Here is a 22673-nt window from a genome sequence, read left to right on the forward strand (position 1 = left end):
CGTCGCCGGAGAAGGTTCGATGAGCATCTTTCAGATCAAGCAGACGAAGAGCGGCGCGGTGCTCTGGACCGGCGCTGCCAACGACGAGCAGACCGCCCTCGACGCCATGGCGCGTGAGGCCGGATATCGGGATTTCTCGGCGGTTCCGGACACGATTCGGGCCGATGGGATCGAGGCGTCCAAGCTCGACCTGATCTCGTAAGATCCGGCACCGAGGTCCGTCGCGCCGAGCAGGCGTCTGCCGATCCGGCAGGCGCCTTTTTCATGCGCGCTCGAACGACGCAGCCAGCGCGTCGATCGCCGCGGCACAGTCGGCCACAGCGGACGGGGCATGCAACCGGCCGATCATCGTCGGATCCAGGGCGAGCCCCGCCTGGATCAGATCCGGCCATGCCGGGGCCGGCGGCCAGCCCTCGTGCACGATGGCGGCACCGAGCCGGGCTAGGGCGGCCGCCTTTTCGGTCTGCTCGCCGTAGGCCCGCGTCTCCGGCAGGCAGAGGAAACGTCGGGCATGGGCCGCCGCGAGGGCCACGACGCCGTCGCCGCCGCCGCCGACCAGCAGGTCCGCTCGGGCGATCCAGTGCTCGACGTCCGAGACCCAGCCGTGCAGGTGCAGGTTGTCGGGGGTCGGGCCGGTGCCCGAGACCGGTCCGAGGACGTGCCAGGATCGGTCGGGCACGGACCGCGCCGCCGCAGCGAGGGCGGGCAAATCGCCCCCCGCGCCACCGCGCCCGAACACCACCACGATGTCGCGGCTCGCCTCGAAGGTGGCCTGGGCCGGTCCGCCGAGGAAACCCGCATAGTCCGTCTTGGCGCGGACCCAGTCGGGCACGCCCGCGCCGTCCAGCGCCTCGGGAAACGGTGCGAGCAGCCGGTTCGCACTCCGAAACGCTTCAAGATGTGGCTGGTCGGTCCGGGTGCCGGCGAGCCGCACCACCAGCGTCGGGACCGAGAGCAGGCGCGCGAACAGCGCGACCTCCACCGAGACGTCGACCACGAGGAGCGCCGGGTCGGTTCGCGCCGCCCATTCGGCGATCCGCGCCATGCGGGCCCGGAGTCCGGGATGGTTCAGGGGTGCGTAATGGAATGCCTCCGGCCGTTCGGCGGCGCCGTCCCGGCCTTCGAAGGCCGCGTCGCCGAGCGGGCGGTCGTCGGGCAGGTCGAGGCTGTCGAGCCCGGCGGTGTCGAAGCCGGTCAGGGTGCCGAGGATCGTGCAGGGTCGGGGCAGTGCGGCGGCCACGGCCCGGGCTCGCTGGAGATGGCCGGCGCCCTGATGGTGGACGTACCAGCCGATGCCGCGGGTCACGCGGCGTCCTTCAGCGACAGGGCCAGGGCGTCGAGGTCGGCGAGCGCCCGGTCGAGGGGGCAGTCCCGCGCCGGCGGGCTGCGCGATTCGAGGATCCGGTCGGTGCGCTCGACGAAGGCGATGTCGTTGGGGCAGTCGCCGATTGCCGCGAGGTCGTCGGTGCCGAGGCCGAGGCGCGCGCAGGCGGCGGCGCGGGCCGGGGGCTGGAGGTGGAAGGCCCGGCGCAGGGCCGCCCGGCGCAGGATCAGCGCCTGCCAGTGGGCGGCCTCCGGCAGCCGATAGGCCTCGCCGGCGAGCACGCGGGCGCGGCGCGCCATCTCGGTGGCCATCCCGCCCGAGACCCGGCCCTGGTGCCGGGCCGAGACCAGCACGCGCACGTCCGGGCAGTGGCGCAGGCGGGCCCCGTGGGCACGCAGCAGCCCGACAAGCGCGTTGTCCTCGCCGCAGGGGAGCGGCGGCAGACCGCCGACCGCGCGATAGAGCGCCACCGGGACGGCGAGGCTCGCACCGGTATGGTCGCCGTGGCGCGGGGCGGGGTCGTAGGGCGGCGGATCGAGCAGATCCTCCAGGCGCCGGACCCCGGACCAGTAGCGCTCGATCCGGGCGTGGAGATCGGCGAGCCGGGAATCCGCATCGCCGTCTTCGTCGATCACGAGGCGGCCGCCGACGACGTCCGCGTGCTCGAGCGCCCGCAGGTTCGCCACGACCCAGTCGGCCGGCAGGCGGGCATCCGCGTCGGTGGTGAGCAGAACCCCCTCCCGGACGCCATCGTCGGTGAGCCAGTCCGCGCCCGTCTCGAGCGCCATGCGCCGCGCGGTGCCGACATGGGCGTCCGCCCCGGAGAGAACCGCCTCGATCAGCCGGATCTCCAGCGCCGCCCAGGCGCCCGAGGCCTGCCCGGCCCGGAAAGCCGCGATTGTCCCATCCGTGCAATTGTTGGCCAGAATGACGACGCGCAGCCGCGTCGCCAGCCCGGCCTGACCGTCGAGCGACGCGAGCAGGAGCGGCAGGCGCTCCGCCTCGTTCCGAGCCGGGATGCAGACGACGCAGCGGGAGAGATCGGGCCGGACGCGCATCTCAGCCTCGCCCGCCCGCGACGCGCAGGGCCGGTTGGGCCCGCTCGGCGCAGCGCGCCATGACGGCCTCGTAGGCATCGAGATAGCGCGCGGTCATGGCGGAGGCGTCGTAGAGCGCCTCGGCCCGGTCCCGGCAGGCGCGCCGCGACAGGCAAGCGGCCTCCCGGATCGCCACCGAGAGCGCCTGCGCGTCGTCCGGATCGGCCAGCCGGCCGCATTGCGCATCGAGGATGTCGGGCATCGCGCCCCGGCGGAAGGCGGCGACCGGCGTGCCGCAGGCCAGCGCCTCCGCCACCACGAGGCCGAACGGCTCCTCCCAGCGCGGCGACACGATCGCCACCCGGGCGCGGCCGAGATGATGCGCCAGATCCCGGTGCGCGAGATGGCCAAGATGCGTCAGGTCCGGCCCGAGCCGCGGCGCGATCTGGGCGTCCCAATAGGCCGGGTTGAGTTTCGGCCCCGCGAAGACCAGCGGCAGGTTGGCCGCCCGCGCGGCGTCGATGGCGAGGTGGAGCCCCTTCTCGGGCACGATCCGGCCCGACCAGAAGGCGTAGGGCGACGCGTCGGCCGCCGCGTTGAAGGCGAAGTTCGAGAGATCGACGCCGTTATCGACCACCTGCGCGTCTGGGACGAGCGTGGCCCATTCCTGGGCCAGGGACGGCGAGACCGCCAGGAACGCCATGTCGGGATCGGCCTGCACGATGCCGCGCACCAGGGCCTCGAAGGGCGGCGTGTGCAGCACCGTCACCCAGGGCAGGCCGAGCCGGGCGCTCTCCTGCAGGGGGAGGGCGTGCAGGGCATTGTTGTGCACGAGGTCGAACCCGCCGGCCGCGACCATGTCCATCATCCGCCGGTAGGCGTCGTGCTCGGCGTGGTCGATCGCCGCCTCGCGCTCGGGGTCCAGAAGCGCGTCCCCGGTGGGATCGCAGAGCATCACCGGGTCGAGGGCCGGGTCCGAACCGCGGCTGGCGAACAGGGTCACATCGTGTCCGAGCCGCTTCAGCGCGACGGTCAGCAGGTGCGTGTGCATCTCCAGACCGCCGGCATAGGGTTGGCCGATCGGGTATTTGAGATGTGCGAGGACAGCAATCTTCACGCGCGCACCAACTCTGATAGGGTAGGGATATCTACCGATCACCACGAACTGGAAGGACTAATTTCCGCTTCGCGGCTGCGGCTATCATGTCGCAGGTTTCTTCAGCAAGCGTTGCATCGACGCGCCGAGGCGACGACGGGGGCGACGCTGCCAGCCTTCCTAAGCGCGGTGGCCTGAACCAAAGATGATCAAGCCGTTGTGATACCGGTTCATCCGAACCAATCGTCCGACGCGGGCGTGAGCCGGCATCGCGGCGATGCCGGCGGCCGGATCTGCAGGGTTGGGGAGGGGCGAGCGATGAATCTTCCGTTCGGGCTGAGCGTGTTCGCGGTCGGTGCCGCGGCTCTGGTGATCCTCACCCTCGCGGCCGGGGTGAAGATCGTGCCGCAGGGCTATGTCTTCACGGTGGAGCGATTCGGGCGCTACGCCCGCACCCTCGGGGCCGGCCTCGCGCTGATCATCCCGTTCGTCGAGCGCGTCGGCCGCCGGGTCAACGTGATGGAGCAGGTGATCGACGTGCCGAGCCAGCAGGCCTTCACGCGCGACAATGCCGGGGTGACGATCGACGCGGTCGTGTTCTACCAGGTGCTCGACGCGGCCCGCGCCTCCTACGAGGTCTCGAATCTCGACCTCGCGGCCACCACCCTGACCATGACCAACATCCGCACGGTGGTCGGCGGCATGGATCTCGATCAGCTTCTCGCCCACCGCGACGAGATCAACGAGCGGCTGCTGCGGGTGATGGATGCCGCCGCCGCGCCCTGGGGCGTGAAGATCAACCGGATCGAGATCAAGGACATCCTGCTTCCGCCGGACCTCGCGGGGGCGATGGCCCGTCAGATGAAGGCCGAGCGCGAGAAGCGGGCCTCGATCCTGGAGGCCGAGGGCCAGCGCGCCGCCGAGATCCTGCGGGCGGAGGGGCGCAAGCAATCGGCGATCCTCGAATCGGAGGGCCGCAAGGAGGCCGCGTTCCGCGACGCCGAGGCGCGCGAGCGCTCCGCGGAGGCCGAGGCGCAGGCGACCAATCTGGTCAGCCGGGCCATCGCCGAGGGCGACATCGCGGCGGCGAATTTTCTGGTGGCCGAGAAGTATGTCGACGCGGTGCGGGCGCTCGCCACCGCGCCGAATCAGCGGGTCGTGGTGGTGCCGATCGAGGCGGCGGCTTTGGCCGGCACGCTCGGCGGCATCGGCGAGCTCACCCGAGCGGTGTTCGGCGAGGGAACGCCACAGCGGCGGGCGGGGACCCCGCCCAACGTCGCGCCGCGGACCTGAGCCGTGGTCGATCCCCTGGCGGTCGTCGCGGCGCTCGGGCCGGCCTGGAGCTGGGTGATCGCCGGTCTGGTGCTGGCGGGTGCCGAGATCCTGGTGCCGGGTGTGTTCCTGATCTGGCTCGGCCTGGCGGCTTTGGCGACCGGACTCGCGACCATGGTGATCCCGATCCCCTGGCAGGGCCAGACCCTGCTGTTCTCAGCCCTGGCCGTCGCCCTGGTCGCGCTGGCCACCCGCCTGCACCGCCGGGCCGGACCGCACGATGCGGTCCTGAACCGCGCCGACCGCGGCCTGATCGGGCGCGAGGGCGTGCTGGCCGAACCGATCGTGCAGGGGGCGGGGCGCATCCGCTTCGACGACACGCTGTGGCGGATCGAAGGGCCGGATCTGCCGGTGGGCCGGCGCGTGCGGGTGGTGGGGCTGTCGGGCACGGTGTTGCGGGTGGAGGCGGGTTGAGGAGCGCTGGGCGCTGCTGGCGGGGACTGCTTCCGACCCAGCCCGCCCGCTCGGACCGGTGTCAGCGCCTGCCCAAAGCGGCCGCTCGTCCACCTCTCGTCAACATCAGGTCGGGGGGTGTAACCGCTACGGTGGACGATCACATGGTCCGCTGACGCTGAGGCAGCATACTGATCTGCGTTGGTGATCCAGGCCGGAAAATCCGGCTTGGTGCCTTCATGGCGAAGGTCGTTCCGAGCTGCCGCCCGCCCTGATGAAAGAGCTGACCGTCCATGTCCGCTGATGCCGATCAGAAGGCCGTGTCCGTGGACAAGGCGAGGTTCGGTATCACCGGCCTCGACGACGTGATCGGGGGTGGCCTCGCGCGGAACCGCCTGTACCTGCTGGAGGGCAACCCCGGCACCGGCAAGACCACGATCGCTCTGGGGTTTCTGCTGGAGGGTGCCCGTCGGGGCGAGCGCGGCCTGTACATCAGCCTGTCCGAGACGACCGACGAGCTGCACGAGACCGCCCACTCGCACGGCTGGAGCTTGCCCGAGGCGGTCACGATCTATGAGCTGATCCCGCCCGAGAGCCTGCTCGATGCCGAGCAGCAGCAGACCCTGCTGTACGCCTCGGACCTCGAACTCGGCGAGGCGACACGGGCGGTCTTCGAGCAGGTCGATGCGGTGAAGCCCGCCCGCGTCGTGCTCGACAGCCTGTCCGAGATCCGCCTGCTCGCCGGTAGCTCGTTGCGTTACCGACGGCAGATCCTGGCGCTGAAGCACTACTTCGCCAAACAAAACACGACCATGCTGCTGCTCGACGACCTCACCGCGGATGCACTGGACAAAACCGTGCACAGCGTCGCCCACGCGGTGATCCGCCTGGAGGAGCTGGCGCCCGATTACGGCGCCGAGCGTCGGCGGCTTCGGGTGATGAAGTACCGCGGGCAACGCTTCCGCGGCGGCTACCACGATTTCAACATCGCCACCGGCGGCGTGGAGGTTTTTCCGCGCCTCATCGCCCTGGAGCACAAGACCACGTTCGCCCGCGATACGGTGCGCAGCGGCATCCCCGAACTCGACGCCCTCCTTGGCGGCGGCGTCGAGACCGGGTCGAGCACCCTGCTGCTCGGGCCGGCCGGCGCGGGTAAATCCCTGCTCACGGTCCAGTACGTCGCCGCCGCGGCCGCACGGGGCGAGAAGGCGGCGATGTTCGTGTTCGACGAGGAACTCGGGCTTTTGCTGGAGCGCACCAAGGCGATGGGCTTCGATCTCGCCGGTCTGCGTGACCAGGGTCTGCTGACGATCGAGCAGGTCGACGCCGCCGAGCTGTCGCCGGGCGAGTTTGCCCACCTCGTGCGTCGGCAGGTCGACGAAGCGCAGGCCAAGACCGTGGTGATCGATAGCCTCAACGGCTACCGGGCTGCGATGCTCGGCGAGGGCGTGCCGATCCTGCACGTCCACGAGTTGCTGCAGTACCTCAACCGCCAGGGTGCCACGACCTTTTTGACGGTCGCCCAGCATGGGCTGGTCGGCGATATGAAGAGCCCGGTCGACATCACCTACCTCGCCGACACCGTCGTGCTGTTGCGCTACTTCGAGGCCGTCGGGACGGTTCGCCGCGCGATCTCGGTGGTGAAGAAGCGCACCGGCGCGCACGAGGACACGATCCGCGAGTACCGCATCACCAGCACCGGCCTGCAGGTCGGCGAGCCGCTGCAGGGTTTTCAAGGTGTCCTGCGCGGCACGCCGGAGTTGATCCAGCGCGATGGTGACACGGAGCTGCACGGCAGCGACCTGTCGTGACGCCGCCGCACGAGGCACCATCCGAGCACATTCTCATCCTGGCACCGCACGGACGTGACGCTAAACTGGCCCAGGCGCTGCTCGAAGGGGCTGGCCTCACCGCGGTGATCGTCCCCGGCCTACCCGAACTGGTGCACGCGCTCGGCGAGACCGCCGGTGCGGTGCTGATCACCGAGGAGGCGGTCCGGACCGCCGACCTCACCGGGCTCGACCATTGGATCTCCGGGCAGCCGGCATGGTCGGACATGCCGTTCATCATGCTCACCCGTCAGGGTGGTGTGGACCGGAACCCGACCGCGACCCGGTTGTCGCGCATCCTCGGCAACGTCAGCTTCCTGGAGCGGCCGTTCCATCCGACGACACTGATCAGCGTCGCAGCGACCGCCCTGCGCGGCCGGAGGCGTCAGTACGAGGCACGGGGGCGGCTCGACGAGCTGCACACGCGCGAAACGCAGCTGCGCGAGCTGAACGCGACGCTGGAGAGCCGGATCGCCGAGGCGGTTGACGAGCGCGCGATCGCCGAAGAGGCCCTGCGGCAGTCCCAGAAGATGGAAGCCGTCGGCCAGCTCACCGGCGGCGTGGCGCACGATTTCAACAACCTGCTCACCATCATCCGCTCGTCGGTGGACTTCCTGCGTCGTCCGGATCTCGCCGAGGATCGGCGCCGACGCTACATGGACGCGGTTTCCGACACCGTGGATCGCGCGGCCAAGCTCACCGGTCAGCTCCTCGCCTTCGCCCGGCGGCAGGCGCTCAAGCCCGAGACCTTCGAGGTCGGTGACTGCCTACGCGGCGTCGCCGATATGCTCGACACCATCACCGGGTCCCGCATCCACGTCGCCGTCGATCTGCCCGAAGGCACGTGCTTCATCCACTGCGACCGTAGCCAGTTCGAGACGGCGCTGGTGAACATGGCCGTCAATGCCCGCGACGCGATGGATGGCGAGGGGTCCCTGACGCTGCGGTTGGCTTGCGACGCGCCGATGCCGGGGATCCGCGGCCATGCCGGCTCGCGCAGTCACTTCACCGCGGTGTCGCTTACCGACACCGGTATGGGCATCCCGGCGGAGCAGATCGACCGGATCTTCGAGCCGTTCTTCACGACCAAGGAGGTCGGAAAGGGAACCGGGCTGGGCCTGTCCCAGGTGTTCGGGTTCGCCAAGCAATCCGGCGGCGACATCGACGTGGTGAGTGCGTTGGGGACAGGCACCACCTTCACGCTGTACCTGCCCCAGGTCGCCGCGCCGGCCCAGCCGACCCGCGAGCCGCAGATCCTCGACGCCTCGATCGATGGGGCGGGCCGACGCATCCTGGTGGTCGAGGACAACGTCGAGGTTGGCCGCTTTGCCACCCAGATCCTGCACGATCTCGGCTACGCGACCGAATGGGCGGCCAACGCCGAGGCGGCGCTGGACCGTCTTGGGGCAGACGGCGACGGGTTCGATGCCGTGTTCTCGGATGTGGTGATGCCCGGCATGGGCGGGATCGCGTTGGCGGAGGTGCTGCGAAGCCGCCTGCCGCACCTGCCGGTCGTGCTCACCTCCGGGTACAGCCACGTTCTGGCCGAGGAGGGCAGCCATGGCTTTGAGTTGCTGCACAAGCCCTACTCGGCCGAGCAGCTCTGTCGCGTGCTGCGCCGGATCGGCAGTCAGCCCGACGCAAAATCGCCAGCAACCCGTAACCGACCCGCCCAGCCTCGCCGCTGGTGATGCCGGCATCCGCCGAGCGCCGCCTCCTCCGAGGCCGCCGACCCCGCACCGTAAGCAACGCGCCGTCTGAGACCCGTCGTAGGCGGACGTGAAGACGACGTCTGCGATCATGCTTTGCGGTCCATCAGCGGACCGGCAGCAAACCGCCCAAAGCCGCCTCCAGACCAGAACTGATGGCGCGGGACCTCGACCAGACGCCGGGGCCTGCGTGCGGCATTGCTGAAGCGCCCAGGTTTACGATCGCCGGCCCGGCCCCGGCGATCGGCCTGTCACCCGCTCGGACCTACCCGAACGCCCCCACCTCGTGCTGGATCATGCCTGAGATCTCCCGCACCTGATCGAACATCCGGCGGATCGGCTGGAACAGGTTGGCGTGCTCGGCCTCATAGGTGCCGACATCCCGCGGGCCCGCCGGTTCGCCGAAGTTCAGACCCAGCGTCGGATCCGGCGTGACCGGGAAGATCTCGTCGAGGAGCTTCAGGCAGCCGTCGATGTCGAGGCGCAGGAAGCGCTCCAGCAGCTGCTCGCGGGAGATGCCCGCCTGCGGCCGGAAGCCCGGGATGTGGACCGCCAGGAACCAGATCCGGTGGATCAGCGCCAGCCGCAGGGCGTGGAGCAGTGTCAGCCGCGCCGACATGACGGGCAGGTCCGGCGCCGCCGCCGTCAGGTCCAGCCAGTCGCGGGTCAGGCGCCCGAACAGGCTGCGCAGCGCGGAGGCGAGATCGAGCCGTTCCAGGGCGCCCGCGATCACCACCAGCTCGTCCCGGCGGAAATCCTTCTGTGTGCGCCGCGCCCGCTCCAGCCACACGGCCGGGTCGAGGGTGTCGATATAAGCGCGCATCACGTCGAGATCGCCCACCGAGGCGGCGTGCTGCACGAGCCGGAAGGCCCGGGAGAAGCGCACCGAGTCGCGGCGCAGGTCGCGGAACAGGTCGGGTCCACGCTGGGCGGCCCGGCCGATCCCGTGGAGGGCGTTCGCCAGGAAGCCGAGCTGGTGCAGGATCGCGTTGTTGGGAATCGCCCGCATCTGGCGTGGGTGGGTGATGCGGGCCGGGCCGCCATTGTCGCTCTGGCGCGCCACCGGACGCGAGCCGGTGCGGTCGATCAGGCTCGGGCCGAAGGTGCCGAGCAGCGCCGCGTAGCCCGGATCGTCCACCAGCGCCTCCATGTCCTGGCGGGCCGCGGTGAAGAATTCGAGGGCGAAGTCGGGCTCGGAATAGATCGGGTCGTCCTTCGCGTCCGCCCCCGCATCCTCGTCGCCGAGGGCGTAATCCGCGAAGGAATCGTCCTCCGCGATGTCGAGGGCGTAGACGTGCTCGGCGATGCGCGCGACGCTGGCCTCGGCCAGAGCCTCAGTCCCGAAGAGCAGGTAGCCGTCGGTACCCTGGAAGCTCGATTCGAGCCGGACCTTGATGCCGGCTTTGCGGGCGCGATCCCGGGCATCCTCGGGTGCGAGATAGGCGAGGCGGTCGCGCAGGGAGGTCGGATGGGCGCCGCGCCCGATCGATTCGCCGTGCGTGTCGAAGATCGCGAGCTCGATATCGGCGAGGCCGTTCTGAACCAGCATCTCGGTGATGCGCAGGCGCAGCCGCTCGATCCAGAAGGTGGCGGCGAGCTGGCCGACGTAGCGCCCCGAATCCGAGTACCCGAACTGCACGGTCAGCCGGCCGATGCGCTTGAGATACTGGCGCCAGTGCGGATTGCGCAGCGCATCGTCGAGCACCCGGATGCCCTGCTCCAGGGCGCTCGCCGTCTCGAACAGCGGCGTGATCTCGAGCTTGTCGGCGATGCCGTAGTGGCGCGCGAGCCACAGGGCGGCGAGCAGCGTGTAGCCGGTCTCGGTCTCGGCGATGAGGAAGCGCACCGGATGGGTGCCGTCGACGTGCTTCAGGATCTGCGCGATCGTCATCATCAGCCGGGCGGCCGAGGCCCGCTCGGCGGCGAGCGCGCCGAAATCCACCGCCACCGGCCGCACATCGTTCAGGAGCGCGTGGATGGTCGCGAGGTGCGAGCGGCGGCGGGCCGCGTCGGCGGGCTCGCCTTCGAGGTCGATCACCCGGCGCACCGCGTTGTGGATCTGGCTGGCGTTGAGCCGGAAGTGCGGCAGGGCGTTCGAGAGCCCGTGCGTCGCGACGCCGGCGCGCAGGATGGCGATCCGGCGCTTGTCGGCCGCGTCGTCGGCGGTCTCCAGCGCCGCCGTGAGGCCCGCCACCAGGGCGCCCGCATCGGTCTGGGCGCGCTCGCGCTCGATGATCAACGCCAGCGCGAAGCGGTGCACGGATTCGAGGGAGGGCTTTTCGCCGAGCCGCGGCGCCACCGCGAGCTGGCGGTTCACCGCCGCCAGCGCGTCCTCGGCGAGCGCCCGAACCGTGCGGCAGCCGGCGGTCCCGGGGAGCTCGCGCATGACCCGGTCGAACTGCATGCGCTTCGAGATCAGCCGGTAGCGCAGGGTGTCCCACCAGCCGATATCGGTGCGCCCGTCGGTGTCGCAGCCGACCCAACTCGCGATCGCGAACGGGCGGGGCGTCAGCTCGGTCCAGCGCTCCGGCCAGCGGGCGCGGGCGGCGTCGAGGAGGGCGCCGTTGAAGGCGTCGAGCGCCAGACGCCCGTTATTGGCCGCCGCGCAGGCCTGCTCGAACTCCACATCCAAAGTGATGGGCGCGTCGGGCCGGGTGGAGAGGGCGGCGGCACGCTCGATCAGCGCGGCACCGGCGGCCGCGTCGGGCAGGCTGGCGGCCTCGGCGAGAAGGTTCGCCACGACCCGCGGCATGCCGAAGGTCGGGTGCGCCGTGAACACAACCGCGAAAGCGGTGCGATGGATGAAGGCCGCGAAGCGGTCGAAGCCGTCGTGACCGTCATCCGCCGCCGTCACCAGGCGGGCCGGGACCGCGGCCGCCGGGTCGACGGGCCCGGTCGCGAGCCCGACATAGCTGCGCAGCCGCGCCGCTCGCGCCGTCAGGGATTCCGCGCGCAGCCGGGCGAACAGGGGGCCGAGATCGTCCGCCGAGATCTCGCCCCGGTCGAACCGACGGGTGATCGCCAGGGTCACGGCCAGAACGGGATTGCGGAACGGATCCTCCCGCGCTTGGTCCCGGGCGGCCTCGATCAGTCCGAGGAGGTGATCCTCAAGATCCTCGGGCTTGCGGCTCGGCTCGTGCTGCATCGATCGGTTCCGGCTCCGGTCAGTCCGCATTGACCCGGTGCGATCGGCCACGCAAGGAGCGTTCCGCGTAGCCCGGGCTGGCGGCGGCCGAGTGACCGGGTTAGAGCTGCCGGCCTCATGGAGCGCCTGATCATCATCCTGGCGATACTGATCTTCGTCGCCGCCATCGTAGCCGTCGCCGCGATGGCGGCCCGGGGCCGGCGCGAACCCCTGCGCATGCACTCCGAGCTTGATTCGGAGGATGAAGACCTGTTCCTCGGCACGGTCGGCCCGCGCAGCACTCCGATCGATCGGACGGCGCAGGTCCTCGATCAGAGGCTGCCCGATCCGCACGTGCTCGATTTGGAGGCGTTCGAATTGGAACCGATCAGAGCCCTGACCAGACCAGGGCGCGCCCAACCGGCCCGGCGCGATTCTCCGGAATCCAGCCGATGACGTCGCCGACCCGTAGGGGCACCGCCCTGTTGCTTGCCGTGTCGCTTCCCCTGTCGATCGGACCTGCGGCTTGGGCCGCGCCGGCGCAGCAAGTCCCGGCTGCGCCTGCTCAGGCGCCGACGATCCAGGTGCCGCCCGTTCAAGCGCCTGCGGCCCCGGCCTCGAACGAACCGACGCCGTCGCCCGGCCTCCCGCCCGGGCAGCCCTGCGGGGCCAGCGCGGCGCGTTTCGAGAACGGCAAGGCCTTCAAGATGGTGGTCGCCCGGGCCGGGCAGGTCCAGACCACCAACCCGTTGAGGCCGCTGACGCCCGAGGTGAACGAGGTGCTGCTGGTCGTGATCGCCGGGAAGGTCGCCACCGCGTATGGCCCGGATTTTACGGCGTTGCGGCGGGGGAGCGCCCCGGCGGCGATCGAGGCGATGCTGGGTGGTCCGATCAAGTGGCAGCCGACCCTGCCGAACCTGCCCGATTCGATGACGATCGTCAGCGAGGAGGGTGCCCCTTTGGCGCAGCTCACGTTCCGCGCCTGTGAGACGCCGCCCGCCGTGAAGGCTCCGCCGAAGGCAGAGGCCCGGAAGAAGGCCCCCGCGAAGCGCGCGCCGCCCAAAGCGGCGGCCGAGAAGACGCCCCCGGGCTTTTCCATGCCCCAGGGGGCAATCGCCGAGTAAAGCGTTCTTCGCCGAAGTCGTTACCGGTTCGGCGCCAGAGCGCGCGTCACATCAAAGGCTCGGCGCCGTGCGCGATTGCTACGCGATCGGGCACGGCCGGAGCTGGCTACTTCTGCTTGGCGATGACCTTGTCCTTGATGCCGTCATAGACGTTCTTCGGGACGATCTTCTTCGTGACGAGATCGTCCTTGCCCCGATAGGGACGGCCCTTGATGATCGCGGCCGCGCGGGCCGCGCCAATGCCGGGCAGGGCATCGAGTTCCTCGGTGCTGGCACTGTTGAGGTCGATCAAGGCCGTCTTCGCGGCGTTCGGCGAGCCGGCGACCGGAGCGCTCGGCGCCGTGGGCCGGGCAGGGACGGTCGGAGCCGCCGTGGCGGGCGCCTGCGGAGCGGGGGTCTGGGCCAGGACGGGTCCGGCCACGAGGCTCGAGAGGAGGGCGAGCAGTGCGAGGGTCTTGGTGGAGGAAGCCATGGCGTTCTCCCGAAAAGTCACGGCCCGCTGCGCGGCACCGGCAGCGCAGATCTGCGCCGTCGCATTTGAACCCGCGCTTAACGGTTGTGTCCCGCATCCCGGTTCGGAAGTCCGGTCGGGATAACGGCCTTTTGATCCGCATCGTCGTTTTCCGGGAACCGGACACCACCTTTCGGGACGATGCTCTAGCCACGGGCTGACGCCCCAGCTATAAGCGCGCCCTCATCCGTATCCCGCGGTGCGCGTGGCGATCCTCGATTGGGGAGCCGCCCGGGCGCCGCTTTGTCCGCGGCGTCACGAAGGATCACACCATGGCCGTCCCGAAGCGAAAGACCTCTCCCTCCCGCCGCGGCATGCGCCGCTCGGCCGACGCCCTCAAGGCGCCGACCTATGTCGAGGACAAGGATTCGGGCGAGCTGCGCCGTCCGCACCACATCGACCTGAAGACCGGCATGTACCGCGGCCGTCAGGTTCTCAAGGTGAAGTCCGCCGAGGCTTGAGATCTCTCGCGGCGCCTCAGGCGAGGCGCCGCGCGGCCTCCGCGTAACACGCCGCAGCTACCCGGGTCCGTTCCAGGCGTGACGGATGTAGCGTCGGGTCATCGGCCGTCAGCAGCTGCGTGATGAAGCCGGCACGGGACTGACCCAGGGCCGCGCGCTCCGCCGGCACGGCCCGCTCACGCCCCTCCGGGCGTCCCCCATCGATGACGACGAGCGAGCGTCCGACCGGGCGCGCGGTCTCAGCCCTGACACCCTCCGTGGCGCCGGGCGCTGCCCGCACAGCCCTGACCTGTGCCGGGCCGAGACGATTGCCTGTTTCGACTCGCACCATCGCGACACGCTCCGCACGTTTCCATGCCGGTGTCGCAAGGGTGATACCGATATTAAGAGTTCGTCAACTTCTATTCGGCCGCGCCGGGCGAGCGATTATTTCTTCGCCAACGCCTCCAGGCGCTGCTGCATCTCCAGCATCTGCCGCTTCAGGTCGTCGAGCTCGCCGCCACCGTAGGGCGCAGGAGCGGTCGACGGAGCCGGCTGTGCCCCGCCGGGTGGTGCGAAGCCCGTGAACATCTTCATCGCGTCGCCGAAGAAGTTCATATTGGTGCGAACCGACTGCTCGATCGCGTTCTGGAACGCGGCCGGGCCGAAGCTGTGCGCGAATTTTTCGCGCAGCCCGTCCTGGTCCTTGGCGAAATTCGCCATGGAGAATTCCAGGAAGCTCGGCACCATGGTGCGCATGCTGTCGCCATAGAAGCGGATCAGCTGGCGCAGGAACGCCACCGGCAGCAGGTTCTCGGCGCCGGCCTTGTTCTCCTGCTCGAAGATGATCTGCGTGAGCACGGAGCGGGTGATGTCGTCGCCGGTGCGGGCGTCATACACGATGAAGTCTTCGCCGTTCTGGACCATCGTGGAGAGGTCCTCCAGCGTCACGTAGGTCGAGGTGCCGGTGTGGTAGAGGCGCCGGTTCGCATACTTTTTGATGACGGTCTGTGTGGCCTTGACGGTATCCGCCATCGGGAACGGCCTTTCTCGACTTGCGACCTCGGGACTTGAGGGTCCGCGCGATGCGGCCCTGCGGGATCATCTTCGCGCCCGCAGCACGATCCTTAAAGCCTTCCCCCGGCGCAGAAAACAGCAAACTGCATCTGTTCAACGCAGAATAATGCAGGCCTCGCCGCGGCCAAGCGACATTTCAGTCTCGCGGACGCGACATCGGCATCATTTCAAGGTCCGATGCGCAATCTTGACTTCGCCGATGTCACGCCCTTCATCCCAGTGCCAGCACAGAGCGCGCCCCGGAAGGCGCGCCGGCTCGCGAGAGGAGAACGCAACATGGCAGCCAGCGAAGAGATCGTCATCGTCGGGGCGGCGCGCACGCCCGTCGGCTCGTTCGGCGGCGCCTTCGGGGCAGTGCCGGCTCACGAGCTCGGTGCGACCGCAATCAAGGCCGCCCTCGAGCGCGCCAAGGTTTCGCCCGACGAGGTCGACGAGGTGATCTTCGGTCAGGTGCTCACCGCCGGCGCCGGCCAGAACCCGGCGCGCCAAGCCGCCATCAAGGCCGGCATCCCCGAAGCGGCAACCGCCTGGGGCCTCAATCAGGTTTGCGGATCGGGCCTGCGCACGGTCGCGATCGGCATGCAGCAGATCGCCAACGGCGATGCCAAGATCATCGTGGCCGGTGGCCAGGAATCGATGTCGCTCTCGCCCCACGCGCAGTACCTGCGGGCCGGCCAGAAGATGGGCGACGTGAAGCTCATCGACACCATGATCAAGGACGGCCTCTGGGACGCCTTCAACGGCTACCACATGGGCCAGACCGCCGAGAACGTCGCCCAGGCCTTCCAGCTCACCCGCGAGCAGCAGGACCAGTTCGCGACCCGCTCGCAGAACAAGGCCGAGGCGGCCCGCAAGGAAGGCCGCTTCAAGGACGAGATCGTCCCCGTGACCGTGCCGGGCCGGAAGGGCGACACGATCGTCGATGCCGACGAGTACATCCGCGAGGGGGCCACCGTGGAGGCGATGGCCAAGCTGAAGCCCGCCTTCTCCAAGGAGGGTACGGTGACGGCCGCCAACGCGTCCGGCCTCAACGACGGCGCGGCGGCCCTCGTGCTGATGTCGGCCTCGGAGGCCGAGCGCCGCGGCCTCACCCCGCTCGCCCGGATCAAGTCCTGGGCGACGGCGGGCGTCGATCCGAAGGTGATGGGCACCGGCCCGATCCCGGCCTCCCGCAAGGCCCTGGAGAAGGCCGGCTGGAAGCCGTCCGACCTCGACCTGATCGAGGCCAACGAGGCTTTCGCGGCCCAGGCGCTCGCGGTGAACAAGGACATGGGCTGGGACGACGCGAAGGTGAACGTCAATGGCGGCGCCATCGCCATCGGCCACCCGATCGGTGCCTCGGGCGCCCGCGTCCTCGTCACGCTGCTGCACGAGATGAAGCGGCGCGACGCCAAGAAGGGCCTCGCCACCCTGTGCATCGGCGGCGGCATGGGCGTGGCGATGTGCGTCGAGCGGACCTGATCGCTCTGTAACGGCGGTTTCTCGACAACTAAGACTTAAAGCCAAGATCACAAAAATTCGCGTGCGGACGCCATCCGCACGCGGCATCACGAGATGCGAACAGGAGGAAACAAGAATGACTCAAGGACGCGTCGCCCTGGTCACAGGCGGCACCCGCGGTATCGGCGCGGCGATCTCGAAGCGGCTGAAGGACAAGGGCTACAAGGTCGCCGCCAATTACGCCGGCAACGACGAAGCCGCCAACGCCTTCAAAGCCGAGACCGGTATCCCGGTCTTCAAGTTCGACGTGGGTGATCTCGCAAGCTGCGAGGCCGGGATCAAGGCGATCGAGGCCGAGGTCGGCCCGATCGACATCCTCGTCAACAACGCCGGCATCACCCGAGACGGCGCCTTCCACAAGATGACCTTCGAGAAGTGGCAGCAGGTCATCAAGACCAACCTCGACTCGATGTTCACCTGCACGCGCCCGCTGATCGAGGGCATGCGCAGCCGCAACTTCGGCCGCATCATCATCATCTCGTCGATCAACGGTCAGAAGGGCCAGGCTGGCCAGGCCAACTACTCGGCTGCCAAGGCCGGCGTGATCGGCTTCGCCAAGGCGCTCGCGCAGGAAAGCGCGTCCAAGGGCATCACCGTCAACGTGGTGGCGCCGGGCTATATCGCCACCGAGATGGTGATGGCTGTGGCGGAGGAGATCCGCAACAAGATCATCTCCACGATCCCCACCGGCCGTCTCGGCGAGGCCGACGAGATCGCGCATGCGGTCGAGTATCTGGCGAGCGACGAGGCCGGCTTCGTGAACGGCTCGACGCTGACCATCAACGGCGGTCAGCACTTCGTCTGATCGTACCCGGGCGCGCCGCTTCACGCCGGCGCGCCCGCTTCCGGCGAAGCTTTGCCAGGCTATGCGCGACGGCCGGCCCCAAAAGGCGCCGAAGCCCGTTCGCTTCGTATCCGTCCCCCGCCTTCCGGCCAAAGCCCCCTCGAATGGGCTGACCGTGTGCGTTCGCCTGCGGTTGCGATGCGCATGTCGTCATGTCTGAACTTGGGCTCGTCGGTATATCTCGTGTATTTATGCTACAAGTATAGTATCTATCGGCGCAACAACCCTAAGAGCAGCTTTTCTGTTCGGTAAAAATTTATATAAATTGGTAACGCGCCAGCTTCCGTGATTACCGTTGCGTCTCGGTCTCACAGTCATCTGCATATCAGGCGGATGCGCAGGGCGGGTTGTCCGGGAACAGATTGTTCACGTGCTCTGGGGCACGAACAAACCGGACGTGCCGGTATAGGTCTCGTTCCATCGCGCCGCGGATGTCCGCGCCGATAGTAAAACGGGGCCGCGTGGGTGATGACGCAAAGATTTTACGGTAAATTTTCCGTTCAGTCTGTTTTCGAGAACGAAGTTACGTCTGTGCAGTGCGGCGGTGAAACGGGCGGCCGGCACGCTTGGCGGCTCCCGACCGCCGCAAAGATCGCGCTGGCCGCCGCCTGCACCCTGGGGCTCGCCGCCTGCGTCACGCCGCAGGAGCGGCACGCGATGGATCAGAACCAATGCTTCGGCTTCGGCTTCGAGCCCGGCACCGACGCGTTCGCGGAGTGCATGATGGGCCTCCATCAGGACCGCGCGGCCGCGGAGGCCGCCACCAACCGGTACTGGCAGGCCCAGCGCGCCGAGCAAAGCCGACGCCGCGAGGCCCAGCGTGACCTCTACAAGGCGATGAGCCTCCAGCGGACCGGCGACACGCGCTTTCCCGTCTGCGGCGCATCGTATGACGGCGGCATGGATCACCGGACCATGACTTGGTACGGCCCCAACTGCCGCGCCCGCTGATCCGGATCGAGGGAGGTTCCCATGTCTGACGTGACGCCGCGCGGCCCGGCCAACCCGAGCCGGATCATCTTCGTGACGACGACCCTGATCGGCGTCGCGGTCGGCTTCGGCACCGGCGACATACACTGGTTCACGCTGGCCGTCATCGGCTCGGTTGCCGTGCTCTGCACGGTCTACAGCCTGATCCGGCGCCGGCTCGGCTGGACGCCGCTGAACGTCGATTACCTCGCCGATCTCATGCGGGTGATCAACCCACACTGAAGCGGCCACCGACCCCCGCGGCGGGGGTCCCAGAAGACCGGGCCGCGCTCGAATCCACATGTCCCGCCCGATTGCCCCGCTTCGGAGGCCACCATGACGCTCGCCCTGATCATCGCCGGCATCCTCGTCGTCAACGTCCTGATGGCCGGCTTTTTCTCCCTGGTGGCCCTGTGGGCCGACTGAGCCGCACTGACGGCGTGCCGACGCAGTCGGCCGAGACAATCGTCGTGGGCAGGCCGGAGAAGACGTCCGTGACGCCGACCTGCCCGCATGGCAGTCGGAGGATGACGCCGTCCCCGGTCACGACCGGCTCGAGCGATCGATGATCGTAGCCGCCATCCTTCAGCGGGCGGGAGCGCTGCAGGCGCCATGCGATCAGGCCGAGCCGAGCGCGCACGGCCCGCGCGGGTACAGGTCCTGGGCGGTGATAGCGACGTGGCCCGCTCGCCGACTCAGAGCCCCGCATGGTAGCGGCCGGTCATGAGTGGATCCGTGCCGATAACGTCCCGCCCAATGAGCCGCTCCGCCGCGACCCTGGCGGGCTTCGGCGCGATCGCGCTCTGGTCGCTCCTCGCCCTGTTTACGGCGGCGTCGGGCGCCGTGCCCCCGTTCCAGCTCGCCGCCATCACGTTTCTGCTCGGCGGCCTGTGCGGCTGTGCCGTCTGGATCGCGCGTCCGGCCCGCGCCCGCGCGCTGCTCCAACCCTGGCCGGTCTGGCTGCTCGGGGTCGGGGGATTGTTCGGTTATCACGCCCTCTACTTCAGCGCCCTGCGCCTCGCGCCGCCGGCCGAGGCCGGACTGATCAACTATCTCTGGCCGCTGCTGATCGTGCTGTTCTCCGCCCGCCTGCCGGGATCCGAGGGGCTGCGTCCGGGCCACCTCGCCGGTGCGCTCCTGGGTCTCGCCGGCGTCGCGGCCCTGTTCGCCGGACGGGGCGATCTCGACTTCCCCGCCGGGGCGCTGCCCGGCTACGCGGCCTCCTTCGCGGCAGCCTTCGTATGGGCCGGCTATTCGGTTCTCTCGGCAAGGGTTGGACAGGTGCCGACCGATGCGGTTGCGGGCTTCTGCCTGGCGACGGCCGCGCTCAGCCTCGTTTGCCACCTCGTCTTCGAGACGACGATCTGGCCGGCCGACGCGATCCAGTGGGGCACGGTGCTGCTGCTCGGGCTGGGACCGGTCGGGGCTGCCTTCTATCTCTGGGATATCGGCTGCAAGCGCGGCGACGTCCGGCTGCTCGGCGTCACGGCCTACGCGGCGCCGGTTCTCTCGACGCTGATCCTTGTGGTCACGGGCTATGCCAGCCCGGGGCCAGCCCTGGCGCTCGCCTGCCTGCTGATCGTGGCCGGCGCGCTGACGGCGGTGGGGGCTTCCCGGGCTACGCCGAAACAGACCTAACCCCGCGGCGTCGGCCGCCAATCCGGCGGCGCCATCTCGAATCCCGAAAACTCGAAGCCCGGCGAGACCGTGCAGCCCACCAGCGTCCAGGCGCCGAGGCTGGTGGCGGTCTGCCAATGGCCCGCCGGGACCACGCATTGCGGGCGCTGGCCGGCGGCGAGGTCCGGCCCGAGATGCCGAGCCTCGGCATCGTGCCCGTTCGGGCTCGTGGTGATCACCAGCGGCGCCCCGGCGTGCCAGTGCCAGATCTCGGCGGCGTCGACCCGGTGCCAGGCCGAGACCTCGCCGACATCGAGCAGGAAATAGATCGCCGTGCCGACCGAGCGTCCATTGACGGTGTGCGGATCGCGAAAGGTCTCGCGGTAGTGGCCGCCCTCCGGGTGCGGCTTCAGCCCCAGGGTCGCGATCACCTCCGCCGCCGTCATGCCCGTCTCCTCGTCGCTTACTTGCTGACACTTGGCACCGATGCTACCGGCCGGAAACCCGCAAGGTCCGAGATTGATGCCGAGCCCGACCGTACGCCTCCACCGCGGTGACCTGCCCGCCGATTACGATGCGGGCCGGGCGGTCGCCATCGACACAGAGACGCTGGGGCTCAATCCCCATCGCGACCGGCTCTGCGTGGTGCAGATCTCCACCGGAGACGGCACCGCCGACGTGGTGCAAATCCCGCAGAGCGGCCCGGAGCCCGTGGTGCTCAAGCGCGTCCTGGCGGATCCGGGTGTGCTGAAGATCTTCCACTTCGCGCGGTTCGACGTCGCCGCGCTCTATAAGGCCCTCGGGGTGATGCCGCAGCCGGTCTACTGCACCAAGATCGCCTCGAAGCTCGCACGCACCTATACCGACCGCCACGGGCTCAAGGACGTGGTGCGCGAACTCGTGGGCGTCGACCTGTCGAAGCAGCAGCAATCCTCGGATTGGGGCGCCGAGACTCTGTCACAGGCGCAACTCGATTACGCGGCTTCGGACGTGCTCCACCTTCACACGGCCCGCGACCGGCTCGACGCGATGCTAGCTCGGGAAGGCCGGACCGACCTCGCCGCCGCCTGTTTCGCCTTCCTGCCGACCCGCGCGCGCCTGGACCTCGACGGCTGGCCCGAGGTGGACATCTTTGCGCATAGCTGAGGCTACGGAGTCGGGCTGCTGGCCCGTCAGGTCAGCGCGCTGGAGCCGGACGGCGTCGTGATCCGGGCGGTCCAGCGTGGGCCGTCGCCCTGTACGATTTCCGGAGGCTCCGCCAGCCCGAGCGCAGTATGAAGCTGTCGCGCGGCGTCTGGATCCGGATGCGTAAGGACAAGCGCATCGAGCCGGGCTCCGAGATCCGGCATCGTCCGGGCTGGGCTGCCGCGCGGTCCCCAATCCAGCACGTACGGCGCAGCGCCGTCCGCCGGCCAGGCCCCGTCCGGGCGGACGCCGAAGCGCCACGAAAGGCCGCCACGGGTCATCGTGGCAGCCTGCCCGAGAAGGTTCGGATCAGCGGCGAGCACGCCGTCGAGATCGTCCGTGCGGGCGACAAAGCCGCGCAGCCGTCGGCCTGATTCCCAGTCCGCCCGCACGCGTGCCGGGTCGCTCAGTCCGAACCAGCGGGCGTGGGGTGGGGCAGGCGCTTCGGGATCGACGGCGATCACCTCCAGGAACATCGCTTCGCCGAGGCGCAGCAGGTGATTGCGGGTGCCCATCTCGCGGTGGCGGCCGCCCTCGGGCATGGTAAGGCCGAGGCAGTCGCGAATATGCGCGACACCTTCCGCAAGATCTGGCGCTACGACGACGAGGTGGTCGAGGTAAGCATCACAGCGGAAGGATGGGGCGATGACATTTGGCTCGATCGACATCTTAGTATGCCCCTAATTCTGAAGCGTCATCGGGCCAGGTCATCATTTTGGCGCGGGCTAACTACTGAAATAAGATTAAATTCGGTCTCGTGCCATTTTTAAAAGCTGACGTAGCCCATAGCTGTCGCGAAACACCGTGTCTGCGGAAGATGACCACCAGATAGCCTGCAATTCTTGGTCGTCTATATCATCCCGAGTTATGGCATCAAGATATGAACGTAGTCGCGCTCGTTGTTGTGGATCCGAAAATGGGGATAAAACACTATCAATTAATTCTTCTTCATTTTCAACATCTTCCAATATGCCAGAGTAAAACTGGAGTGAAAATTTTTTGAATTCAGGCGGTTGTTGCATATCAGTCTCCTTCAGTTCGCGGATACGCTGTCCGGACGCGAAATCCGCGCGACGAACTCGGGTCGTGTCTCAAATAAACGCCAACACCGTAGGTATCTCGCACATACACAACGCCATCATTATTGCTGTATGCCTCTCTACCTGTCTTATAACTGAACTGATTTTTAATAAAAACGCCTTCGCTCGATCCAGACGCAACAAGATCAACCTCTGATTTATTCTCATCAATGGTGGCGTTGACAAGCGAGTTATACCAACCCTCATTGATCAGAACCCTTGGGCCCATTTGCGCAGTCCGATGGACATGATGTGCCAGGGTCGGTCGATGAGGGTGTTCCAGGCGTAGCAGCAGTGGTCGAGGATGTCGGCGTAGGATGCGAAGATCCGATTGCCGAGCCAGTTGTCGCGCATGAACTGCCATAGGTTCTCGACCGGGTTGAGTTCGGGGGGCGGGCCGGCAGGGGCGGCAGGGTGATGTTGGCGGGCGCGACGAGTTTCCTGGTGGTGTGCCACCCGGCCTGATCGAGCAGCAGCACGGCG

Annotated in this window: 23 protein-coding genes and 2 pseudogenes; 14 read left to right on the forward strand and 11 right to left on the reverse strand. The window is 68.6% G+C overall.

Annotation, left to right across the window (positions count from 1 at the left end):
* Positions 1 to 19 precede the first annotated feature (19 nt).
* Entirely contained in the window at positions 20 to 202 is a 183-nt protein-coding gene (locus MKK63_RS27640; protein ID WP_244007172.1) for a hypothetical protein, read from the forward strand.
* Positions 203 to 262: 60 nt separating this feature from the next.
* On the opposite strand, the gene MKK63_RS27645 is transcribed toward MKK63_RS27640, so the two are convergent.
* From MKK63_RS27645 to MKK63_RS27655, 3 genes are read right to left on the reverse strand one after another with little or no spacing between them, the layout of a single operon-like run.
* A complete protein-coding gene (locus MKK63_RS27645; protein WP_244007174.1) occupies positions 263 to 1306 on the reverse strand; it encodes a glycosyltransferase in 1044 nt (347 codons plus the stop codon).
* Positions 1303 to 2382 (reverse strand): glycosyltransferase, encoded by a 1080-nt coding sequence (locus MKK63_RS27650; protein ID WP_244007176.1) that lies wholly within the window; start codon positions 2380 to 2382, stop codon positions 1303 to 1305. The genes MKK63_RS27645 and MKK63_RS27650 overlap by 4 nt, the downstream gene beginning before the upstream one ends.
* A gap of 1 nt (position 2383) precedes the next feature.
* Complete coding sequence (locus tag MKK63_RS27655; RefSeq protein ID WP_244007178.1) at positions 2384 to 3478, reverse strand: glycosyltransferase; 1095 nt, start codon at positions 3476 to 3478, stop codon at positions 2384 to 2386.
* 297 nt (positions 3479 to 3775) lie between these two features.
* On the opposite strand from MKK63_RS27655, the gene MKK63_RS27660 reads away from it, so the two are divergent.
* From MKK63_RS27660 to MKK63_RS27675, 4 genes and pseudogenes are all read left to right on the forward strand, one after another.
* Positions 3776 to 4750 (forward strand): SPFH domain-containing protein, encoded by a 975-nt coding sequence (locus MKK63_RS27660; RefSeq protein WP_244007180.1) that lies wholly within the window; start codon positions 3776 to 3778, stop codon positions 4748 to 4750.
* A gap of 3 nt (positions 4751 to 4753) precedes the next feature.
* The gene (locus tag MKK63_RS27665; RefSeq protein WP_244007182.1) at positions 4754 to 5203 is read left to right on the forward strand and encodes an NfeD family protein; all 450 of its coding nucleotides are present in this window, start codon (positions 4754 to 4756) and stop codon (positions 5201 to 5203) included.
* Between the two features lie 272 nt (positions 5204 to 5475).
* On the forward strand, positions 5476 to 6993 hold the full coding sequence (locus tag MKK63_RS27670; RefSeq protein WP_244007184.1) for an ATPase domain-containing protein: 1518 nt from the start codon (positions 5476 to 5478) through the stop codon (positions 6991 to 6993).
* Positions 6994 to 7445: 452 nt separating this feature from the next.
* A pseudogene (locus MKK63_RS27675) lies at positions 7446 to 8702 on the forward strand (ATP-binding protein); the annotation flags it as partial.
* A 283-nt stretch (positions 8703 to 8985) separates the two neighbouring features.
* Here the strand turns inward: MKK63_RS27675 and MKK63_RS27680 are convergent.
* Entirely contained in the window at positions 8986 to 11865 is a 2880-nt protein-coding gene (locus MKK63_RS27680; protein WP_244007188.1) for a phosphoenolpyruvate carboxylase, read from the reverse strand.
* 117 nt (positions 11866 to 11982) lie between these two features.
* On the opposite strand from MKK63_RS27680, the gene MKK63_RS27685 reads away from it, so the two are divergent.
* Together MKK63_RS27685 and MKK63_RS27690 are read left to right on the forward strand one after the other, a co-directional pair.
* Positions 11983 to 12300: a hypothetical protein gene (locus tag MKK63_RS27685; protein ID WP_244007190.1), complete on the forward strand. Its 318-nt coding sequence runs from the start codon at positions 11983 to 11985 to the stop codon at positions 12298 to 12300.
* The gene (locus MKK63_RS27690; protein WP_244007192.1) at positions 12297 to 12968 is read left to right on the forward strand and encodes a hypothetical protein; all 672 of its coding nucleotides are present in this window, start codon (positions 12297 to 12299) and stop codon (positions 12966 to 12968) included. Before MKK63_RS27685 ends, MKK63_RS27690 begins: the two co-directional genes overlap by 4 nt.
* Before the next feature lie 106 nt (positions 12969 to 13074).
* Here MKK63_RS27690 and MKK63_RS27695 read toward each other — a convergent pair whose 3' ends face one another.
* Positions 13075 to 13440 (reverse strand): helix-hairpin-helix domain-containing protein, encoded by a 366-nt coding sequence (locus tag MKK63_RS27695; protein ID WP_244007195.1) that lies wholly within the window; start codon positions 13438 to 13440, stop codon positions 13075 to 13077.
* 311 nt (positions 13441 to 13751) lie between these two features.
* On the opposite strand from MKK63_RS27695, the gene rpmF reads away from it, so the two are divergent.
* Positions 13752 to 13940, forward strand: a complete 189-nt coding sequence (gene rpmF / locus MKK63_RS27700; RefSeq protein WP_003601373.1) for a 50S ribosomal protein L32 — start codon at positions 13752 to 13754, stop codon at positions 13938 to 13940.
* Positions 13941 to 13956: 16 nt separating this feature from the next.
* Here the strand turns inward: rpmF and MKK63_RS27705 are convergent, their stop codons facing one another.
* On the reverse strand, positions 13957 to 14271 hold the full coding sequence (locus MKK63_RS27705; RefSeq protein ID WP_244007197.1) for a hypothetical protein: 315 nt from the start codon (positions 14269 to 14271) through the stop codon (positions 13957 to 13959).
* Positions 14272 to 14366: 95 nt separating this feature from the next.
* The gene (gene phaR, locus MKK63_RS27710) at positions 14367 to 14954 is read right to left on the reverse strand and encodes a polyhydroxyalkanoate synthesis repressor PhaR (protein ID WP_244007200.1); all 588 of its coding nucleotides are present in this window, start codon (positions 14952 to 14954) and stop codon (positions 14367 to 14369) included.
* A gap of 318 nt (positions 14955 to 15272) precedes the next feature.
* Between phaR and MKK63_RS27715 the strand changes: the two genes are divergently transcribed.
* The 5 genes from MKK63_RS27715 (at position 15273) to MKK63_RS27735 (ending at position 19947) form a co-directional block, all read left to right on the forward strand.
* Positions 15273 to 16457: an acetyl-CoA C-acetyltransferase gene (locus tag MKK63_RS27715; protein ID WP_244007202.1), complete on the forward strand. Its 1185-nt coding sequence runs from the start codon at positions 15273 to 15275 to the stop codon at positions 16455 to 16457.
* A gap of 115 nt (positions 16458 to 16572) precedes the next feature.
* Positions 16573 to 17301 carry an acetoacetyl-CoA reductase gene (phbB, locus tag MKK63_RS27720; RefSeq protein ID WP_244007204.1) on the forward strand — a complete coding sequence of 243 codons (729 nt, stop codon included), beginning with the start codon at positions 16573 to 16575 and terminating at the stop codon, positions 17299 to 17301.
* A gap of 570 nt (positions 17302 to 17871) precedes the next feature.
* Positions 17872 to 18291, forward strand: coding sequence for a hypothetical protein (locus MKK63_RS27725; protein ID WP_244007206.1), 420 nt, complete (start codon positions 17872 to 17874; stop codon positions 18289 to 18291).
* 21 nt (positions 18292 to 18312) lie between these two features.
* Positions 18313 to 18552: a hypothetical protein gene (locus MKK63_RS27730; RefSeq protein WP_244007208.1), complete on the forward strand. Its 240-nt coding sequence runs from the start codon at positions 18313 to 18315 to the stop codon at positions 18550 to 18552.
* A gap of 513 nt (positions 18553 to 19065) precedes the next feature.
* A complete protein-coding gene (locus MKK63_RS27735) occupies positions 19066 to 19947 on the forward strand; it encodes a DMT family transporter (RefSeq protein WP_244007210.1) in 882 nt (293 codons plus the stop codon).
* Here the strand turns inward: MKK63_RS27735 and MKK63_RS27740 are convergent.
* Positions 19944 to 20372 carry a cupin domain-containing protein gene (locus tag MKK63_RS27740; protein WP_244007212.1) on the reverse strand — a complete coding sequence of 143 codons (429 nt, stop codon included), beginning with the start codon at positions 20370 to 20372 and terminating at the stop codon, positions 19944 to 19946. The genes MKK63_RS27735 and MKK63_RS27740 overlap by 4 nt on opposite strands.
* Before the next feature lie 76 nt (positions 20373 to 20448).
* Between MKK63_RS27740 and MKK63_RS27745 the strand changes: the two genes are divergently transcribed.
* Entirely contained in the window at positions 20449 to 21072 is a 624-nt protein-coding gene (locus tag MKK63_RS27745; protein ID WP_244007214.1) for a ribonuclease D, read from the forward strand.
* Between the two features lie 26 nt (positions 21073 to 21098).
* On the opposite strand, the gene MKK63_RS27750 is transcribed toward MKK63_RS27745, so the two are convergent.
* The 3 genes and pseudogenes from MKK63_RS27750 to MKK63_RS27760 all read right to left on the reverse strand — a co-directional run.
* A complete protein-coding gene (locus MKK63_RS27750) occupies positions 21099 to 21779 on the reverse strand; it encodes a VOC family protein (protein ID WP_244007217.1) in 681 nt (226 codons plus the stop codon).
* A gap of 75 nt (positions 21780 to 21854) precedes the next feature.
* On the reverse strand, positions 21855 to 22133 hold the full coding sequence (locus MKK63_RS27755; protein WP_244007218.1) for a hypothetical protein: 279 nt from the start codon (positions 22131 to 22133) through the stop codon (positions 21855 to 21857).
* A gap of 267 nt (positions 22134 to 22400) precedes the next feature.
* Positions 22401 to 22673: pseudogene (locus MKK63_RS27760) on the reverse strand (transposase); the annotation flags it as partial.

Source organism: Methylobacterium sp. J-088, from assembly GCF_022829295.1.
In the GTDB taxonomy this organism is placed as follows: domain Bacteria; phylum Pseudomonadota; class Alphaproteobacteria; order Rhizobiales; family Beijerinckiaceae; genus Methylobacterium.

What these genes read in the sequence shown, in the direction of transcription:
- MKK63_RS27640 (WP_244007172.1), top strand. Translation starts at nt 20, where the DNA reads ATGAGCATCTTTCAGATCAAGCAGACGAAGAGCGGCGCGGTGCTCTGG.
- MKK63_RS27650 (WP_244007176.1), bottom strand. Translation starts at nt 2,382, where the DNA reads ATGCGCGTCCGGCCCGATCTCTCCCGCTGCGTCGTCTGCATCCCGGCT.
- MKK63_RS27660 (WP_244007180.1), top strand. Translation starts at nt 3,776, where the DNA reads ATGAATCTTCCGTTCGGGCTGAGCGTGTTCGCGGTCGGTGCCGCGGCT.
- MKK63_RS27670 (WP_244007184.1), top strand. Translation starts at nt 5,476, where the DNA reads ATGTCCGCTGATGCCGATCAGAAGGCCGTGTCCGTGGACAAGGCGAGG.
- MKK63_RS27680 (WP_244007188.1), bottom strand. Translation starts at nt 11,865, where the DNA reads ATGCAGCACGAGCCGAGCCGCAAGCCCGAGGATCTTGAGGATCACCTC.
- MKK63_RS27685 (WP_244007190.1), top strand. Translation starts at nt 11,983, where the DNA reads ATGGAGCGCCTGATCATCATCCTGGCGATACTGATCTTCGTCGCCGCC.
- MKK63_RS27690 (WP_244007192.1), top strand. Translation starts at nt 12,297, where the DNA reads ATGACGTCGCCGACCCGTAGGGGCACCGCCCTGTTGCTTGCCGTGTCG.
- MKK63_RS27695 (WP_244007195.1), bottom strand. Translation starts at nt 13,440, where the DNA reads ATGGCTTCCTCCACCAAGACCCTCGCACTGCTCGCCCTCCTCTCGAGC.
- rpmF (WP_003601373.1), top strand. Translation starts at nt 13,752, where the DNA reads ATGGCCGTCCCGAAGCGAAAGACCTCTCCCTCCCGCCGCGGCATGCGC.
- MKK63_RS27705 (WP_244007197.1), bottom strand. Translation starts at nt 14,271, where the DNA reads ATGGTGCGAGTCGAAACAGGCAATCGTCTCGGCCCGGCACAGGTCAGG.
- phaR (WP_244007200.1), bottom strand. Translation starts at nt 14,954, where the DNA reads ATGGCGGATACCGTCAAGGCCACACAGACCGTCATCAAAAAGTATGCG.
- MKK63_RS27715 (WP_244007202.1), top strand. Translation starts at nt 15,273, where the DNA reads ATGGCAGCCAGCGAAGAGATCGTCATCGTCGGGGCGGCGCGCACGCCC.
- phbB (WP_244007204.1), top strand. Translation starts at nt 16,573, where the DNA reads ATGACTCAAGGACGCGTCGCCCTGGTCACAGGCGGCACCCGCGGTATC.
- MKK63_RS27730 (WP_244007208.1), top strand. Translation starts at nt 18,313, where the DNA reads ATGTCTGACGTGACGCCGCGCGGCCCGGCCAACCCGAGCCGGATCATC.
- MKK63_RS27735 (WP_244007210.1), top strand. Translation starts at nt 19,066, where the DNA reads ATGAGCCGCTCCGCCGCGACCCTGGCGGGCTTCGGCGCGATCGCGCTC.
- MKK63_RS27740 (WP_244007212.1), bottom strand. Translation starts at nt 20,372, where the DNA reads ATGACGGCGGCGGAGGTGATCGCGACCCTGGGGCTGAAGCCGCACCCG.
- MKK63_RS27745 (WP_244007214.1), top strand. Translation starts at nt 20,449, where the DNA reads ATGCCGAGCCCGACCGTACGCCTCCACCGCGGTGACCTGCCCGCCGAT.
- MKK63_RS27750 (WP_244007217.1), bottom strand. Translation starts at nt 21,779, where the DNA reads ATGTCGATCGAGCCAAATGTCATCGCCCCATCCTTCCGCTGTGATGCT.
- MKK63_RS27755 (WP_244007218.1), bottom strand. Translation starts at nt 22,133, where the DNA reads ATGCAACAACCGCCTGAATTCAAAAAATTTTCACTCCAGTTTTACTCT.